Raw genomic sequence first — 17,312 nt, forward strand, 5'->3', positions numbered from 1 at the left:
GATGCCTCCATTCGCCGGCTGACAACCTGGCTAGACTTTTCACATCGCTGCCTCGCTACGCCCTCAGGCCTTGACCAAGTCGCCCAGCAGGTTCGCCGCCACCGTCAGCTTGGCGAGCGTCAGGCCGCTGGCAGCAATCTCTTCGACCGAGCTGCGGATGCGCGTCGCTTGGGGGTGAGCCGCGAGCCAGGTCTCGACGGCCTGCTGGCCGGACTGGCCGGTCGCCAGCATATCCGCGGCCAGTCTTCTTTCGGCGCCAGCGATCTGCTCAACGGCGCGATCGATGGCTATACGTTCGAAATAGTCGTTTGCCGGCACGTGGCGCGCGGCGGCGATGATGCGGTCGAGACGGAAATTCGCCTCGGCGGCGAAGAAGGTCGCGGCGGCGTCGCCAATGGGGCGGGTGGTGCGCTCGGCGACCGTCACGATATCGGGTGCCGAGACCAGAGCGTCGAGATCGGCGAGTTCGCCGGCAAGGCCGGCCGGGACGCCAGCGTCGGTCAGGTCCTGCCGACGCTTGGCGCGTGCGGCCTGCAAGTCCGGCGGCAGGGTAGTGTCGAGCGCGGCGACAATCTGGCGGATCGCCGGGCCGAAGCGCGCGACCACGGCCTCCAGCCCGCCCTTGAAATCGACATTGCGCACGTACCAGACCATGCGGGAGAGCAGGAGGTCCTGCACGGAAGCGTAGAGGGACAGCTGCACCTGCCCGTCGATGCAGGCATCGAGTGCATCGATCGCGTCATTGAGCCCCTTCAGACCGTAGCATTCATCGACCGCCACGTAGGCCATGACGATGGTCGGGATATCGGCGTCCGTCTCGTCGATCAGACGTACGACACAGGCCGGGCCGCCGCGGTTGATCACCGCATTGGCGAGGCTGGTCGCGATGATCTCCCGCCGCAGACGATGCAGTTCGGCCGCTGTCGGGAATTTGTCCTGAATTTCGCGCGGAAAATACTGAGACAACTCGCGGGCAAGATAGGGATCATCGGGCACGCTGGTGACGAGCAGATCATCGTAGAGGGTCAGCTTGGCGTAGGCGAGCAGCACCGCAAGCTCGGGCCGCGTCAGGGACTGGCCGCGCCGTATGCGCTCGGTGAGCACTGCGTCGTCGGGCAAGTACTCCACCGCGCGGCTGAGCAAGCCGCGCTGCTCGAGCGACTGCATCAGGCGGGCGAGGAAGCCGGCCTCGGCCACGCCCTTGCGCTCGGCGAGCGAGAGCGCCAGCGTCTGCAGATAGTTGTTGCGCAACACCAGCGTACCGACCTCGTCGGTCATTGCGGCAAGCAGGCTGTTGCGGTCAGCGGGGCTGAGGCGTCCCTCGCGCTCGGGGCGCGCCAGCGCAATCTTGATATTGACCTCGACGTCGGACGTGTTCACGCCGGCCGAATTGTCGATAGCGTCGGTGTTGAGCTTGACGCCCTTCTGTGCCGCTTCAATGCGGCCACGCTGGGTGACGCCGAGGTTGGCGCCTTCGCCGATCACCCGCGCGCGCACGTCGCCACCCGCGACGCGGATCGGATCGTTGGCGCGGTCCCCGACCTGATCGTCGCTCTCCGCCGACGCGCGAACATAGGTGCCGATGCCGCCAAACCACAGCAAGTCCACGCGCGCTTTCAGGATTGCCGTCATCACCTCGAACGGCGTCGCCTGCGGCTTATCGAGATCCAGCAGGGTGCGCACTTCCGGAGCGAGCGCGATCGCCTTGAGCGAGCGCGAGAACACGCCGCCGCCTTGCGAGATCAGCGACTTGTTGTAGTCCTGCCAGCTCGACCGCGGCAGGTCGAACAGACGCTGGCGCTCATGGAAGCTGATCGCGGGATCGGGCGAGGGATCGATGAAGATGTCGCGGTGATCGAAGGCGGCGACGAGCCTCGTCGTCGGCGAGAGCAGCATGCCGTTGCCGAAGACGTCGCCGGACATGTCGCCGACGCCGGCAACGGTGAACGGCGTGGTCTGAATGTCGGTGCCGAGCTCGCGGAAGTGGCGCTTGACCGCCTCCCAGGCGCCGCGCGCCGTGATCCCCATCTTCTTGTGATCGTAACCCTGGCTGCCGCCGGATGCGAAGGCATCGCCGAGCCAATGGTTCTTCTCGGCCGAGATCGCGTTGGCGACGTCGGAGAAGGTGGCGGTGCCCTTGTCGGCGGCTACCACGAGATAGGGGTCGTCACCGTCATGCCGCACGGTCAGGTCGGGCGGCACCACGATGTCCCCGCCGAGATTGTCGGTGAGTTCGAGCAGCGAACGAACGAAGATGCGATAGGCTTCCGTGCCCTCCGCTAGCCACGCCTCGCGATCGGAGGGCGATGGCAGGCGCTTGGGTACGAAGCCGCCTTTGGCCCCGACCGGCACGATCACGGCGTTCTTGACCTGCTGTGCTTTCACCAGGCCGAGGATTTCGGTGCGGAAATCCTGCGGCCGATCGGACCAGCGCAAGCCACCGCGCGCAACCTTGCCGAAGCGCAGGTGAATACCTTCGACACGAGGTGAATAGACGAAGATCTCGTAGAGAGGTCGTGGAGCGGGCAGGTCGTCGATTCGGCGCGCCTCGAACTTGAAGGAGATCACCGGACGCGGATGTCCATCCTCGCCGATCTGCCACAGATTGGTACGAACGGTTGCCTGCACCAGATTGGTGAAGCGGCGCAGGATGCGGTCTTCGTCGAGCGAGGCGACGGATTTGAGCTGCTCCTCGATCTCGGCAAGGAGAGTTGCCTCGCGCGCTGAACGTTCGCGATCGGTAAGGATAAGATGCGGATCGCGGCTAACCTGGAACAGTGCGACGAGGTTGGCCGTGATCGCGGCGTTCTTGCGCAAGGTCTCCCACATATAATCCTGGGTGAACGGGGCACGGATCTGGTGCAAATAGCGGGACAGCGCCCGGATGGTCGAGACTTCCCGCCAGCCCAGGGCCGTGCGCAGGATCAAGGCATTGTACCCGTCGGATTCGGCGCGGTCGGTGACCACGGCCATGATCGAGGCTTCTAGGCGATGGCTGAAGTCCGGGTTGATCTCGATCGGCTGACCGTCGTTGGTGTCGATCGTCATGTCGTGCAGCCAGACCGGGGCGGGCCTGTTACCGGGCACGATCTGATAGGTGCGTTCGTTGACCACGCGCAGGCCGTGATTTTCGATCACCGGCACGCGGTAGGACAGCGACAGTGGTGCGGCGTCCGAGAAAACTTTGAGGCCGAAGCGCCTGGGATTGCCCTCGCCCTCGAAGCGGTGAACCGAAATCGTTACCGGGCGCGCCGGCGTGAGCTTCTCGATGGTCGCGATATCGGCGATCGCCTGTTCTGCCGTGAATACCTCGGTATAGCCGCCGCTAAAGGCCTGGGCATAGCGATTGGCGAGCATGCGTGCCCGCATGCCATCGGTCGACGCAGTGAGCGCAGCCTTCAGCTTGTCGGCCCAGGTTGCGGCAATGGCGCTGATTCCGGCTTCGAGCGCGGCGCGTTCGACGAGGGGAGTTTTGCCTTCATAGCGCCCGATGATGTAGTGGACGCGCGCAAGCGCCCCCTCAGGGAATGCTACGTAGGAGGCCGACAGGGTGCCCTTGTAGGCCTGCGCCAGGAAGGCGCCGACACGCGTGCGCACATTGGTGTCGTACTTGTCGCGTGGAATGAAGGTGAGGACGGATACGAAGCGATCGAACTTGTCGACCCGCGCCAGCGCCCGGACGCGGGGGCGCTCGTAGAGGATCAGGACCTCGATGACGAAATTGTTCAGAGTATCGACGTCGATCTGGAATAGTTCGTCACGTGGGTATTCTTCGAGAATATGCATGAGCGCTTTGCCGGAATGGCCGCTCGGGTCGAAGCCCGCGCGCTGGAGCACTCCCGAAACTTTGTGGCGGACATAGGGGATCTGTCGTACCGAACGGGTATAGGCGCCCGAGGTGAAAAGGCCGACGACGCGCAGTTCGCCCTCGAGCCGACCGTCGGGCGTATAGAGCTTGATGCCCACATAATCCATCCGGATGCGACGATGGACGCGGCTCGAGACATTGGCCTTGATGACGATCAGCAGCGTCGGCTCGCGCATGAATTCGCGAATTTCCGTCGTCATCACCACCATTTCCGTGCCGCGGCGCAGCACCTTCACGTCGGGATCGCGCAAGATGCCGAGGCCTTCGCCGGTTGTAATGTCGTCGGACGCGTCGCTGTCGGACGAGAAGCGATATTCACGCACGCCGAGGAAGGTGAAATTGTCCGCGCAGAGCCATTGCAGGAACTGGCTTGCTTCGGCGACCTCGTCGATCGGCAGCGGCGGCGGATTGGAAGAGAAAGTCTTGATCGCTTCCTCGACGCGGTCGCGCATAGCGCGCCAGTCGGTGACGCAGGCGCGGACGTCGTTCAACGTGCTGGTGAGGCCCTCGATCAGCTTCTTGCGATCCGCATCGGCGTCCAGGCGAGTGATGTGGAGATGAATCAGGCTTTCGCGCGTGCCCTTTGCTCCCTCCGGCAGTGATTCGCCGTAGAAGCGCAGCAGCTTGCCCTGGTCATCGCGCTCCACGGCGATGATCGGATGAGCGACAAGGGTGACTTCGATGCCCTGCTCGATGAGCTCCGCCATGGTGGAGTCGAACAGGAAAGGCATGTTGTCGTTGAGAATTTCGAGCACGGAAATCTCGCGTCCGTCGGGCAGCACCGGATTGAAGACGCGGATATCGGCGCGGCCGGCCGTGCGCCGCTGCACGTGTTCCCAGGCTTGCTCCGCCAGGAGGGCAAGCGAGGCCGCATCGTAATTGGCGAGGTCCTCGGCATTGGTGTAGCCGAACAGAGGCTCGGCAAAGGCCCGGGGGCTCTTGCCGGCTGGCACGCTGCCTGCTGCATCGCGGATCAGGGTTGCCCGGGCCTTGTCGTCACGCCACACCATCGTGTCCTCCATTTGCCGCGCCGTCCGACCGCTGCCGCGATCATCAGCTTGATTCTGGAGTGCATCTCTTCGAGCGCTCGCGATCGAGTGCCACGCGAAATGTCGGTCTCGAAGCGTCGACGGCTTCCGGCAACATACTACGTCCCAGGAGCGAAAGGTGCACGCTGTCGTGAGGTGTGTTGAATTTTCCTACGACAACGGGTGGGACCCGAAGTCTGCGCCGACGGCGGTGGAACGCCTGGGGCAGGAAAAATCACACGCAATTTCAATTATGTATGAGTTCGTTGTTTTGTTCTGAACGGCACGCCATTTCCGATTTCGCGCGCTTCAGTACGATTTCGCCGCCGCTCTCATCACGCCGTGCCCTCAGTGGCGGGCAAGCGGCTTGGCAATTTCGCGAACGCAATCGCCAAACACCTGTGCCACCGGACTCAGCATTCGGCCCTTCAGCCCGTTGCCCCGTGAAACGCCGGGAGCAACCGGAACATCAGCCGCCCCAGCGGTCCCGGATGTTGTCCGACTACAACGCCAGCCCACACGCCTGCCGGATGGCGATCTGAACCGGCGAAGGTGGCAACGCCGGATCAAATTCGCCCTTCGGCAGCAGCGGAGGCTGTGCCATGAAGCGCGGCCGCTTCCCCCGGTGGGATTGCGCGGCATGAACAAGGAACGGATGGCACAGATAGACGCTGCCTGCCGCACCGGTCGCCAGTTCGACCTCGCAATCTGCGGTCGAGGCGTAGTCCTCGGCAGAGAGCTGCCGGAGCGTCGCGCCTGCGTCGCCATAGGGCAGCAGCTCCCGCGCGATGGTGGCATGCGAGCCTTTCCGGATCCTCGTGGGCGCATCGTCCGGGCCGACATCCGAGAACAGGAAGAGCATCAGCAGTGCACGTCCGCTGCTTTTCACATTGGCACGCCACTCCATGAAATCCGGACTGGCGGTGCCAAAGCTCATGTCCACATGCCAGCCGTCATCATCGGGGGATTCCGCGGAGGGGAAGCGGATCGGAAGAGTTCCGAGGGCCCTGGGCGCAAGCCAGCGCCCTTCGCCGACGAGTTGATCGTAGGCTTTGTGCAGGGACGGCGCGTTCGCGGCTTCAACGAACGGGGGCGAAGCCTTGGCGCCCACCCGGATAACGGGTTTGGTCCAGTGTTCGGGTTCGTCCGGCGACAGGCCAATGTCCGCCCACAGCTCGTCCCTGCATCGCTTTGCAAGCTGGGCGCTGAAGGCATGTTCGATCTTGACGAATCCGTCGTCGATGAAGTTCTGGACCTGACGGGGCGTCAGGCCAGCCTGTTCGGTCTTGGGCATTGCACATTCTCCGTTCGGCTACGCATCAAGCGCAGCCGTTTGATCTGATTGGAGCGGATGCGCCGGAACGACTTCAGTCGTTCAGATCAGCGGGAAGAATGTGGACATGAACATCATGGTGGGAACGTATACCGCGGTGGAGCGTGGAATCAAGGTTCGCCCGACCTCGCATCCCGAACAAAGGCCGAGCGAGCCTCGGACACGCGTGCGGTTGCGGCTACGGATGTCCACATCATTGATCTGAAACAATGATGGTCTTCGGCACAAATGCTAGGCCGAGTCGCAGGTCGCGACGCAAGGCATCAAAGGCCGGTCGAGACAATCTCAGCGCGTGTTGGAATCCGAGGGCTCAATGGGACGACTCCTGAATATCGTGACGCCGCTGCATACGGCGACCAAGCGCGACTACATGGGCCGCATGAATGACGACAAGATCGCCTGCTCGCTGAAGGCGCGGGAATACGAGGCCGATTATTGGGATGGCGACCGCCGCTTCGGCTATGGCGGCTACCGCTTCATCGAGGGGCGCTGGGCGCCGGTCGCCAAGGCGCTGATCGAGACCTATGGTCTGAAGGATGGGTCCAGCGTGCTCGACGTCGGCTGCGGCAAGGGCTTTCTGCTCTACGAGATGCAGAAGATCCTGCCGGGCCTGAAGGTGGTCGGCTTCGACATCTCCAAACACGGCCTCGCACATGCGCACGAGCAGGTGAAACCGTATCTGTTCAATTATCGCGCCCAGGACGTCTATCCCTATGGCGACGACAGTTTCGACCTCGTCATCTCGCTCGGCACCCTGCACAATCTCCGGCTCTATGAGCTCGAGGCGGCGTTCAAGGAGATCGAGCGGGTCGGCAAAAACAAATACGTCATGGTCGAGGGCTACCGCAACGTCGCCGAGCTGCACAATCTCGAATGCTGGGCGCTGACGGCGGAATCCATCCTGCACACATCGGAATGGATCTGGCTCTACGGCAAGCTCGGCTACACCGGCGATTACGAATTCATCTATTTCGAGTGACCGGGCACGACCCATGGATATCAAGACAGCCAAGGCGGCGATTCTCGTCGAGTCCGGCAAGCCGCTGATCGTCGACGAGTTCACCTTGCCGGATAAGCTCGAGCACGGCCAGGTGCTTGCGCAGGTGCACACGTCGAGCATCTGCGGGGCACAGATCAACGAGATCGACGCCGTCAAGGGCGTCGACAAGTTCCTGCCGCATCTGTTGGGGCACGAAGCGCTGGCGACCATCGTCGAAACCGGACCCGGCGTCGTCTCCTGCAAGCAGGGCGACACCGTCGTCATGCATTGGCGGCCGGGCAAGGGCATCCAGTCCAATACGCCGGTCTATTCCTGGCGCGGCAAGCGCCTCAACGCGGGCTGGGTCACCACGTTCAACGAATATGCCGTGGTGTCGGAAAATCGCGTCACGCCCGTTCCGGCCTCGATCGATCGCAGGAGCGCGCCGCTGCTCGGCTGCGCGGTGACGACCGCGCTCGGCGTCGTCAATAACGATGCGCAGGTCGCCATCGGCGAAGCCGTCGTCGTGTTCGGCGTCGGCGGCGTCGGCTTGAACATCGTGCAATTTGCCGCGATGGTCGGCGCCTATCCGGTCGTTGCGATCGACCGTCTCGACAACAAGCTCGAGATGGCCCGGCAGTTCGGCGCCACCCACACCATCAACTCCGACGCGGTGAAGGATCTCGCTGCCGAGGTCCAGGCCATCACCGGCACCGACGGAGCCGACAAGGTCGTCGAGACCACCGGCGTCAGCCGGTTGATCGAGCTCGCCTACGAGATCACCGCCAAGAAGGGCCGCTGCATCCTGGTCGGTGTTCCCCGCGACAAGGTCGAGATCTACACGCTGCCGCTCCATTTCGAGAAAGTCCTGAAGGGCTCGGAAGGCGGACAATGCCAGCCGGCGCGCGATATCCCGCGCCTCGTTCGCCTCGACGAAGTCGGCAAGGTCAGTTACCGCGGCATCGTGACCGACGAGTTCGCGCTCGACGACATCAACGACGCGCTGGATTTGATGCGCAGCGGCAAGTCGGGGCGCATCCTTCTGAACATCAGCTGAGCGTGGCCGCCGGTCATTTGCATCGGCAATCATCGCCAGAGCGGCTTTCAGCGGCGCATGGGCATCGCCACCCCGTTCCGGCGGGCGGGCTTCCCGGAACGGCCGCCATCGGCGCAGCACGCGATCTACGAGACAATGGTCGGCGTGTAACCGGCGGGCCGGGCATCATCGAATTGTCATCGCTCCGTCATTCGCGCTCTATCGATCGCTGCTCCCTTCGCCGCGCATCGTGGAGGCTGATATGCATCTGATTGAGACTATGTCGTCCGACCGCCGGTCGATCCTGAAGGGCCTCGCGGCCGCAGCGGTCACGTCGCTGGCAGTACCGGCGATGGCGGCTGAAGGCCTTCCGGCACAGCCGACCGGCGCGGCGGCCGCCATCGCCACCGACAAGGCCTATTGGACGGCCGTGAAGGGGCTCTATGCCGTGACGCCTGACGTCGTCAATCTGGAGAACGGCTATTGGGGCATCATGGCCGAGCCGGTGAGGCGCGAGTTCATTCGCCAAACCGACATGGTCAATTATCAGAACACCTACTACGCGCGGCAGCGCGCGGGTGCGGATTTCGAGGCCGTGCGCGCCAAGGTGGCGGAGGCGGTCGGCGCGGCACCTGAGGAGATCGCGCTCACCCGTGGCGCGACCGAAGCGCTGCAGCTTCTCATCGGCGGCTACAACAGGCTGAAGCCGGGCGATGCCGTGCTCTATGCCGACCTCGACTATGATTCGATGCAGTATGCGATGAACGCGCTGAAGGCGCGCCGCGGCGTCGACGTGGTCAAGTTGGATGTGCCCGAGCCCGCCACCCGCCAGGCGGTGCTCGACGCCTATGCCCGCGCCATCGAGGCGAACCCGAAGACAAGACTTCTCCTCCTCACCCATGTCAGCCATCGCACCGGCTTCGTCATGCCGATCGCCGAGATCGCCCGCATGGCCAAAGCCAAGGGCATCGACGTTATCGTCGACGCCGCCCATTCCTGGGGGCAGATCGACTTCAGGGTGGGTGAGCTCGATGTCGATTTCGTCGGCTTCAACCTGCACAAATGGATCGGCGCGCCGGTCGGCGTGGGCTTCCTCTACATCAGAAAGGACCGTCTCGCCGCCATCGACCGCGACATGGGCGACGAGGATTTTGCCGAGACCGATATCCGCTCGCGGGTGCACACCGGCACGGTCAATTTCGCGACGGTGCTGACGGTGCCCACGGCCGTGGCGCTGCATCAGCAGATTGGCGCAGCAGCAAAGCAGGCCCGCCTGCGCTATTTGCGCGACTACTGGGTGAGCCGCGCCCGCGGCTTCAAGGACATCGAGATCCTGACGCCGGATGAAGTCGGCTCATACGGAGCGCTCACGTCCTTCCGCCTCGCCGGCAAGACCAGCAAGGCCGACAACGACGCCATCGTCGCGAAGCTCAGGGACGGCCACAAGATCCTGACGGTGCGCCGGGCGGGCGTCGCCAAAGGTCAGTGCATCCGGGTGACGCCGGCACTCTTTACCAATGAGGCCGATCTCGATCGCTTCGCAGAGGCGCTCGCCGTCATCACGGGGACGAAGACGGGGTGAGCCAAGGGATATATCGCCGTTCGTTTCACCGCCACCCCAGCGCCGGCGCGACGTGAGTCAGAATCGCCTCGATCGCGTGCGCGCAATAGGCGACGCCAAGCTGGTTCGGGATCGTCAACAGCAACGTATCAGCCTCCGCGATCGCTTCGTCCCCGCGCAGCTGCTCGATCAGTACATCCGGCTCCGCCGCATAACTCCGGCCGAAGATCGCGCGCGTGCGCGGGTCGATGAAGCCGATCTGGTCCTCGCCTTCACCACTCCTGCCGAAATAGGCGCGGTCACGATCGTCGATCAGCGCAAAAATGCTGCGGCTGACGGACACGCGCGGCTCGCGGCTGTGGCCGGCTTCCTTCCACGCGGCGCGATAGGCGCGGATCTGCGCGGCCTGCTGCACGTGGAAGGCTTCGCCGGTCTCGTCGTTCTTCAGCGTTGAGCTCTGCAGATTCATGCCGAGCTTGGCCGCCCACACCGCGGTCGCGTTCGAGCCGGCGCCCCACCAGATCCGTTCGCGCAGGCCCTGCGCATGCGGTTCGAGGCGCAACAGCCCGGGCGGATTGGGAAACATCGGCTGCGGATTGGGCTCGGCAAAACCTTCGCCGCGGAGCAGGTCGAGGAAGACCTCGGCATGGCGCCGGCCCATGTCGGCATCGTTCTGGCCCTCGGCTGGCCGATAGCCGAAATAGCGCCAGCCGTCGATCACCTGCTCCGGCGAGCCGCGGCTGATGCCGAGCTGGAGCCTGCCGCCGGCGATGAGGTCGGCGCTTCCTGCGTCCTCCACCATGTAGAGCGGGTTCTCGTAGCGCATGTCGATCACGGCCGTGCCGATCTCGATTTTGCTGGTCTTGGCGCCGACTGCGGCGAGCAGGGGAAAGGGCGAGGCCAGCTGCCGCGCGAAGTGATGCACGCGGAAATAGGCGCCGTCCGCCCCTAACTGTTCCGCCGCGACCGCAAGCTCGATCGATTGCAGCAGCGTGTCGCTGGCAGAGCGGGTCTGCGATTGCGGCGAGGGCGTCCAGTGCCCGAAGGAGAGGAATCCGATCTTTTTCATTGGAACAGTCTATCTCTGTTGACGAAGCAGGGCCGCATCAAGCGTAGGCCACCCAGCCGCGGAAGGTGAAGCCGGTGTAGAACAGGGTTGTGTCCGAGAAGCCGGCCTGACGCAAAATTATTTCATCTTGCTCGGGCGGCAGGATGCTCAATTGGCCGTCGACCGCTTCGCGGGCGGCGGCGGCCTTGTCGGGTTCGACACCGGATGCGGACAGGAACGCGGAATACCGCGATAGCCAGATCGGTCGCTTATTGTCGCCATCGGGGATGCTGAAATGAGCTGCGACGAAGGGCGCGCCCGGCCTGAGGCGGCGGCGGATTTCGGAGGCTATTCGCAGCCGCTCCTTGGCGTTCACGAAGTGCAGGGTCAACAGGCAGGTGGCGCCGTCGAACGGCCCCTCCGGCGCGACGTCGATATAGCCATGGAGCAGACGAGCGCGCGAGACGAGCGGACCCAGTGTCTGCCCGGCGAGATCCAGCATCGCCGCGGACGGGTCCACGCCATCGAAGGTCCAGCGTGGCTGCGCCTGGGCAAAGGCTCTCAACTCCAGGCCGCCACCGGCGCCGAGCACGAGTATCCGCGCATCGTCAGGCGCGCGCTCGCCCAGAAGGATCGCCGCCATCGACAGCATGGTGTTATAACCAGGAACGAACCGCGGCGGTCCTTCCGTATATTTTGCCACCATTTGCGGATCGGCGAACGCGCTTTGAATGTCGCTCATCTGTCGTCCTGCCGAATTCATCACGCGTGATGCGCGCTCATGCCTTGATGCTTCCGCGATCCGAGCCGCTTGCGCAGATTGTCGCCCAGCATCGCCAGCGTCACCTCGCCAAAGCGCGACAGCAGCAGCGCCTCCGCATCGGCAAAGGCCCGATCGAGCGCGGCATTGACGGCCTGCTCGACGAGGCAACCCGGCGCCTCCGTCCGGTTGCCCATGGCCAGCAGCTGCGGGCTGCCGAGCGCAGTGTAGACGTCGCGCAGCGTCACCTTGGAAAGGTCGCAGGCCAGCGTCCAGCCGCCGCCGTGGCCCTTCTCGGAGCGGACATAACCAAGCTCGCGCAGGCCCGCCATGATGCGGCGGATCACGACCGGGTTGGTGTCCATCGCCTTCGCCAGGGTCTCGGACGTGAAAGGGTCGACCTGCTGCGCCATGTGGAGGAGCACATGGAGCACGCCGGACAATCGGCTGTCTCGTTTCATGTAACTTTACATGTTACATGATGGCGGCGAGGTCAACCGGTTTCGGCATCATTCAGAAAAATAGAAAACGGATTGGGGGGCCCGGCCGAGCGGGACGCCGTCGCGCGGATCGCGTACATGCGCACTCCCTTTGAGGGCTGGGATGGCTGCTCTGTTCCTGAGCTGATCAAGGGCGCGCTTCAGTACTCGGCGGACTACGATTATGACGAGGAGGTGCTCCTCAAAGAGATCGCCGCCGAGCACCCGATCGCACTGGTGCGTGATCAAATGCGAACACTCATTGGGCTGTGCAGAGCCGGTGGCATGGATCTGGCGCCGTTCGATGCGAGACCCGATGCATCCGACGGTGGGGCCGCGTGAGAGATTGCTTTCTTCGCAAACGACGATCCGCGAAGCGCCTCCGATCATGCCATCCTGCGCCTGTTTTGCCCGACGGTGCAACCGTTTCGTAAAACTGGAAAAGTGAGCCACGGTTTTCCGGAAAGGCCATGCTCAAACGATGAGCCAAGGCGCGATCGCGATTCTCCCTCATCTCGTCGCGCTTTAAGTCATTGATTTTGCTATCCCCGGCTACTGTGCATGGGGTTGTTTTTCGACATTTTTGTTTAGGGGGCCGAAAGCGTCAGGCTGAACCGTACTTGATCCAGCCTCCGCTACTTCATCACCCGCAGACCCTTGGTCGTGAACTTCTGCGTCTTGCCGCCCGATCGAACGGGACGCTTGGTGCCGGCGGCCTTGCCGGTGCCGGGTGGCTGGTGCGCCGGGACGAGCTGGTGGGGCTGCGAGCCGATCAGGTCGCGGCGGCCCATCTCGATCAAGGCCTCGCGCAGCACCGGCCAATTGTCAGGGTCGTGGTAGCGCAGGAACGCCTTGTGCAGGCGGCGCTGGCGCAGGCCCTTGATCGCCTCGACCTTGTCGCTGCCGCCGTGACGGACGCCGCGCAAGGGATTGACGCCGGTGTGGTACATCGCGGTCGCGGTCGCCATCGGCGAGGGCAGGAAGGTCTGCACCTGGTCGGCGCGATAGCGGTTCTTCTTCAGCCACAGCGCGAGGTTCATCATGTCCTCGTCGGTCGTGCCCGGATGCGCCGCGATGAAATAGGGGATCAGGTAATATTTCTTGCCGGCCCGCTCGGCCGCTTCATCGAACATCCGCTTGAACTTGTTGTAAGCGCCGATGCCCGGCTTCATCATCTTGTCGAGCGGACCGCGCTCGGTATGCTCGGGCGCGATCTTGAGGTAGCCGCCGACGTGATGGGTGACGAGCTCCTTGATGTATTCGGGGCTCTCGACCGCGAGGTCGTAGCGCACGCCGGAGGCGACCATCACCTTCTTGATGCCGCGGGTCTCGCGCACCTTGCGATAGAGCCGGATCAGATCGTCATGCGAGGTGTTGAGGTTCGGGCAGATTTCTGGGAAGACGCAGGACGGCCGCCGGCACGCCGCCTCGACCTTCGGGTCCTTGCACGCCATCCGGTACATGTTGGCGGTGGGGCCGCCGATGTCGGAGATCACGCCGGTGAAGCCCGGCGTCTTGTCGCGGATCTTCTCGATCTCGCGCAGGATCGAGCCTTCCGAGCGGTTCTGGATGATGCGGCCCTCGTGCTCGGTGATCGAGCAGAAGGTGCAGCCGCCGAAGCAGCCGCGCATGATCGTCACCGAGAATTTGATCATCTCCCAGGCGGGAATTCGTGCTTCGCCATAGGAGGGGTGCGGCGCGCGTGCGTAAGGCAGATCGTAGACCGCGTCCATCTCCTCGGTGGTGAGCGGGATCGGCGGCGGGTTGAGCCAGAGATCGCGATCGCCATGACGCTGCACCAGCGGCCGCGCATTGCCGGGATTGCTCTCCCGGTGAAGCACGCGTGAGGCGCGCGCATAGGCCTCGCGGTCCTGCTCGACCTGCTCCAGCGCCGGCAGGCGGATCACCGTGGCGCCCGGCTTCCGCGATGCGCCTTCGTCAGCGGAGTCGAGATCGTCGGCGTGCAGCTCGGAATAACCTTCCGGCACACGGCGGAACAGCGCGACGCCCCTGATGTCGTCGAGCTCCCGCGGCGCCTCGCCGGCAGCGAGCCGCTGCGCCACCTCGACCACGGCGCGCTCGGCATTGCCGTAGAGCAGCAAGTCCGCCTTGGCGTCGGCCAGCACCGAGCGGCGCACCTTGTCGGACCAGTAGTCGTAATGCGCGATCCGGCGCAGCGAGGCCTCGATGCCGCCGAGCACGATCGGCACATCCTTGAACGCCTCGCGGCAGCGCTGCGCGTAGACGATGGTGCAGCGGTCCGGCCGCTTGCCGCCTTCGCCGCCGGCGGTATAGGCGTCGTCATGGCGCAAGCGGCGGTCCGCGGTGTAGCGGTTCACCATGGAGTCCATGTTGCCGCCGGTGACGCCGAAGAACACCTTTGGCTTGCCCAATGCCCTGAACGGCTCGGCCGAATGCCAGTCCGGCTGCGCGATGATGCCGACGCGAAAGCCTTGCGCCTCCAGCAGCCGGCCGATGATCGCCATGCCGAAGCTCGGATGGTCGACATAGGCGTCCCCGGTCACCAGCACGATGTCGCAGGCATCCCAGCCGAGCGCATCCATCTCGGCGCGGCTCATCGGGAGGAACGGCGCCGGCTTGCGCGGGCGGGCCTGCGCCATCAGGGGTTTTTCGGCGGTGATGATCTGGGTGTCCATGGGGGCTTACGGATAAGACGCCGAGGCCCCGAATTCAACCGACGGGCGCGTGAAAGGTCGGGGTTCCCCGGGCTGCCAGCCAACCTTCAGCCGCCTGCGAGCAACTGCCGGACCTCGGCGAGCGCGTCGTGGTTCACCTGCAGGAACCATCCGCCTCCGCGAACATTCTGATGGAGGGTTGATGCGGCCCGGGTCGCGCGCGCTCGCGTTCGGGTTTGGCATTGCCCTGATCTTCGCCTCTGGCGATGGGGGAATTGTGAGCACGGTTATAGAGAACTTGCTGATGCGGAAGCAGAAGCTCGTGGAACAGCTCGAGACGACGCAGTCGGTCGAAGACCGCGACAGGCTCGAGCACCAGCTCGAACAGATCAACACCGCGCTGGATTTTCTGGACAGGCCGGGACCGAGGGAGGGACCGTGACGGCGCTCAATCCACCTTCGGCGCGTCCATCTGCGGCGCCTCCACTTTCAGTGCCTCTACTTTCAGCGCCTTGGCATAGACAACGCCCGAATTGGTGATGTGCGTCGTCATCAGCGCTTCGAAGGCCGCGAATTCGCCGCGGGCGAACAGATCGAGCAGCCTGCGATGCTCGTCGAAGGACGAGCGGGTGCGCACGTCGATCGGCGAGGTCAAATTGGTGCGGAGCGCGGCGACGCGGCCGGAGACGAGCTGATAGGATTCGGCGAGGTAACGGTTGCCGCAATGGGCGAACAGCGCCTCGTGAAAAGCGGCGTCGGCGCGGCCATAAGCGATGTTGTCCTTCACCGCGATCGCCGGCTCCATCGCGGCGATCGCTGCGTTCATTGTCGCGATTGCGCATTCGCGATCGTGGCGGAAGGCGAGCTCGGCCGCTTTCGGCTCGAGCGCGATGCGGAAGGTGCAGAGCGCATGGATGTCCTCTGCGCTCGGCGTGAACACGAAGCTGCCGACCTGCGGCCGGATCGCCACGAGCCCCTGCGCCTGCAATAGGCCCATCGCCTCGCGCACCGGCGTGCGGCTGACGCCGAAGGAATTGGCCACCATCTCCTCGGAGATGGCGGCGCCGAGCGCGAATTCGCCGTCGACGATGGCCTGGCGCAGCCGCTGCATCACCCGCTGCGACAGCGATTTCGGCGTATCGAACTTCAGCGACTTCATGGGCTCTCCGGTCAGATCACCTTGCCGGGATTGAGCAGATGCTCGGGATCGAGCGCGGCCTTCAGGGTTCGCATCAGCGCGATCTCGGCCTCGCTCCTGGCATGATCCAGCCACTTCTTCTTCAGCGTGCCGATGCCGTGCTCGGCGGAGACGCTGCCGCCCATCTCGCGCACCAGACCATAGATGATCGCGTCCATCTGTTCTTTCGGCTGCTGCGCGACGGGAAGACCACCGACCCAGGAGACGAGATGCAGATTGCCGTCGCCGATATGGCCGTAATAGACGCTCTCGCAGCCTTTGATGCCCTTCGCGAGTGCGGCTTTGCAGCGCGTCGCGAACTCGTCCATCCGCGCCACCGCAAGCCCGATGTCGTAGGAGATGTGCGGCCCCAGCACCTGGCCGAATTCGGCGCAGATGTCGCGCACGCGCCAGAAGGCTTGCGTTTGCGCCAGCGATTGCGCCACGGCGGCGTCCGCCAGCAGTCCGCGCTCCATCAGCTCTTCTAGCCAGTTTTGGAAGCGCGGTGCATCCAAGCTCTCGTCGGTGCCCTGCGCCTCCACCAGCACGTAGAGGCCGTGGCTTGCTGCGACCGGCGGCTTCACGCCGGCGCGCGTCGTGATCACGTCCCAATAGTCCGGCCACATCACCTCGAAGGCCGACAGCAGCGGCCCGAGCCCGCTGCGCGCGGCGCCGAGCAGCGCGATCACCGCGGCATAATCCTTCAGCGCGCAGAGCGCGGCCATGGTCGAGCGCGGTTTTGGAAACAGCCGCAGCACCACGCGGGTGATGATGCCGAGCGTGCCTTCGGAACCGATGAACAGATGCTTCAGATCGTAGCCGGCGTTGTTCTTCATCAGCTTGTTGAGGCCAGTGATGATGGTGCCGTCGGGCAGCACCACTTCGAGCCCGAGCACCAGCTCGCGCGTCATGCCGTAGCGGATCACGCGGTTGCCGCCGGCATTGGTCGACAGATTGCCGCCGATGGCGCAGGAGCCGCGCGAGCCGAGATCGAGCGGAAAGAAGAAGCCGGCCTCATCCGCGGCCTTCTGAATCGTCTCCAGCGGCGTGCCGGCCTTCACCGTCATCGTCGCGGAGGCAGGATCGATCTCCTCGATCCCGGTCATGCGCTCCAGCGAGATCGCGACCCAGCCTGTCTCGGGCGAGGCGCCGCGGCACAGCCCGGTCAATCCGCCCTGCGGCACGAAGGGAAGTCGCGCCTTCCGGCAGGTCAGAATCGCATCGGCAACGCCCTGCGCATCGAGCGGACGGATCACCGCGAGTGGTGTCTGCGGCAGGCTCGCGCTCCAGTCGTTGCAATTGCGCGCCGGCACGTCGCCGCCGGTCAGCACCGCGGCCGCGCCGAGCTTGTCGCGCAATGCGCCAAGCAGTTGGTCAGGACGCTCATTCGGGGTCACCATGTCCATG

The 17,312-nt window shown here is 64.4% G+C and carries 13 protein-coding genes; 5 read left to right on the plus strand and 8 right to left on the minus strand.

Features of this window, described 5'->3' with window-relative positions:
- Positions 1 to 63 precede the first annotated feature (63 nt).
- Together ACNJX8_RS03425 and ACNJX8_RS03430 are read right to left on the minus strand one after the other, a co-directional pair.
- On the minus strand, positions 64 to 4,890 hold the full coding sequence (locus ACNJX8_RS03425) for an NAD-glutamate dehydrogenase (protein WP_439359626.1): 4,827 nt from the start codon (positions 4,888 to 4,890) through the stop codon (positions 64 to 66).
- 508 nt (positions 4,891 to 5,398) lie between these two features.
- On the minus strand, positions 5,399 to 6,190 hold the full coding sequence (locus tag ACNJX8_RS03430) for a phytanoyl-CoA dioxygenase family protein (RefSeq protein ID WP_439359627.1): 792 nt from the start codon (positions 6,188 to 6,190) through the stop codon (positions 5,399 to 5,401).
- A gap of 352 nt (positions 6,191 to 6,542) precedes the next feature.
- On the opposite strand from ACNJX8_RS03430, the gene ACNJX8_RS03435 reads away from it, so the two are divergent.
- The 3 genes from ACNJX8_RS03435 to ACNJX8_RS03445 all read left to right on the plus strand — a co-directional run bounded on the left by ACNJX8_RS03435 (position 6,543) and on the right by ACNJX8_RS03445 (position 9,826).
- The gene (locus ACNJX8_RS03435; RefSeq protein ID WP_439359628.1) at positions 6,543 to 7,208 is read left to right on the plus strand and encodes a class I SAM-dependent methyltransferase; all 666 of its coding nucleotides are present in this window, start codon (positions 6,543 to 6,545) and stop codon (positions 7,206 to 7,208) included.
- Between the two features lie 13 nt (positions 7,209 to 7,221).
- Positions 7,222 to 8,265, plus strand: a complete 1,044-nt coding sequence (locus tag ACNJX8_RS03440) for a zinc-binding dehydrogenase (RefSeq protein ID WP_439359629.1) — start codon at positions 7,222 to 7,224, stop codon at positions 8,263 to 8,265.
- Positions 8,266 to 8,506: 241 nt separating this feature from the next.
- Positions 8,507 to 9,826, plus strand: a complete 1,320-nt coding sequence (locus ACNJX8_RS03445; RefSeq protein WP_439359630.1) for an aminotransferase class V-fold PLP-dependent enzyme — start codon at positions 8,507 to 8,509, stop codon at positions 9,824 to 9,826.
- Between the two features lie 25 nt (positions 9,827 to 9,851).
- On the opposite strand, the gene ACNJX8_RS03450 is transcribed toward ACNJX8_RS03445, so the two are convergent.
- The 3 genes from ACNJX8_RS03450 to ACNJX8_RS03460 are packed head-to-tail and all read right to left on the minus strand — an operon-like array spanning position 9,852 to position 12,074.
- Positions 9,852 to 10,874 carry an LLM class flavin-dependent oxidoreductase gene (locus ACNJX8_RS03450; protein ID WP_439359631.1) on the minus strand — a complete coding sequence of 341 codons (1,023 nt, stop codon included), beginning with the start codon at positions 10,872 to 10,874 and terminating at the stop codon, positions 9,852 to 9,854.
- Positions 10,875 to 10,911: 37 nt separating this feature from the next.
- A complete protein-coding gene (locus ACNJX8_RS03455; RefSeq protein WP_439359632.1) occupies positions 10,912 to 11,595 on the minus strand; it encodes a class I SAM-dependent methyltransferase in 684 nt (227 codons plus the stop codon).
- Between the two features lie 20 nt (positions 11,596 to 11,615).
- The gene (locus tag ACNJX8_RS03460) at positions 11,616 to 12,074 is read right to left on the minus strand and encodes an Rrf2 family transcriptional regulator (RefSeq protein WP_439359633.1); all 459 of its coding nucleotides are present in this window, start codon (positions 12,072 to 12,074) and stop codon (positions 11,616 to 11,618) included.
- Positions 12,075 to 12,191: 117 nt separating this feature from the next.
- On the opposite strand from ACNJX8_RS03460, the gene ACNJX8_RS03465 reads away from it, so the two are divergent.
- The gene (locus ACNJX8_RS03465) at positions 12,192 to 12,434 is read left to right on the plus strand and encodes a hypothetical protein (RefSeq protein ID WP_439359634.1); all 243 of its coding nucleotides are present in this window, start codon (positions 12,192 to 12,194) and stop codon (positions 12,432 to 12,434) included.
- Positions 12,435 to 12,727: 293 nt separating this feature from the next.
- On the opposite strand, the gene ACNJX8_RS03470 is transcribed toward ACNJX8_RS03465, so the two are convergent.
- Positions 12,728 to 14,749 (minus strand): YgiQ family radical SAM protein, encoded by a 2,022-nt coding sequence (locus tag ACNJX8_RS03470; protein ID WP_439359635.1) that lies wholly within the window; start codon positions 14,747 to 14,749, stop codon positions 12,728 to 12,730.
- A gap of 283 nt (positions 14,750 to 15,032) precedes the next feature.
- Between ACNJX8_RS03470 and ACNJX8_RS03475 the strand changes: the two genes are divergently transcribed.
- Entirely contained in the window at positions 15,033 to 15,170 is a 138-nt protein-coding gene (locus ACNJX8_RS03475; RefSeq protein ID WP_164934848.1) for a hypothetical protein, read from the plus strand.
- 6 nt (positions 15,171 to 15,176) lie between these two features.
- Here ACNJX8_RS03475 and ACNJX8_RS03480 read toward each other — a convergent pair whose 3' ends face one another.
- The gene (locus ACNJX8_RS03480; RefSeq protein ID WP_439359636.1) at positions 15,177 to 15,887 is read right to left on the minus strand and encodes a GntR family transcriptional regulator; all 711 of its coding nucleotides are present in this window, start codon (positions 15,885 to 15,887) and stop codon (positions 15,177 to 15,179) included.
- Between the two features lie 11 nt (positions 15,888 to 15,898).
- Positions 15,899 to 17,311, minus strand: a complete 1,413-nt coding sequence (locus ACNJX8_RS03485) for an FAD-binding oxidoreductase (protein ID WP_439359637.1) — start codon at positions 17,309 to 17,311, stop codon at positions 15,899 to 15,901.
- Position 17,312 lies beyond the last annotated feature (1 nt).

Source organism: Bradyrhizobium sp. SPXBL-04, assembly GCF_051853035.1.
Lineage (GTDB): Bacteria > Pseudomonadota > Alphaproteobacteria > Rhizobiales > Xanthobacteraceae > Bradyrhizobium > Bradyrhizobium zhanjiangense.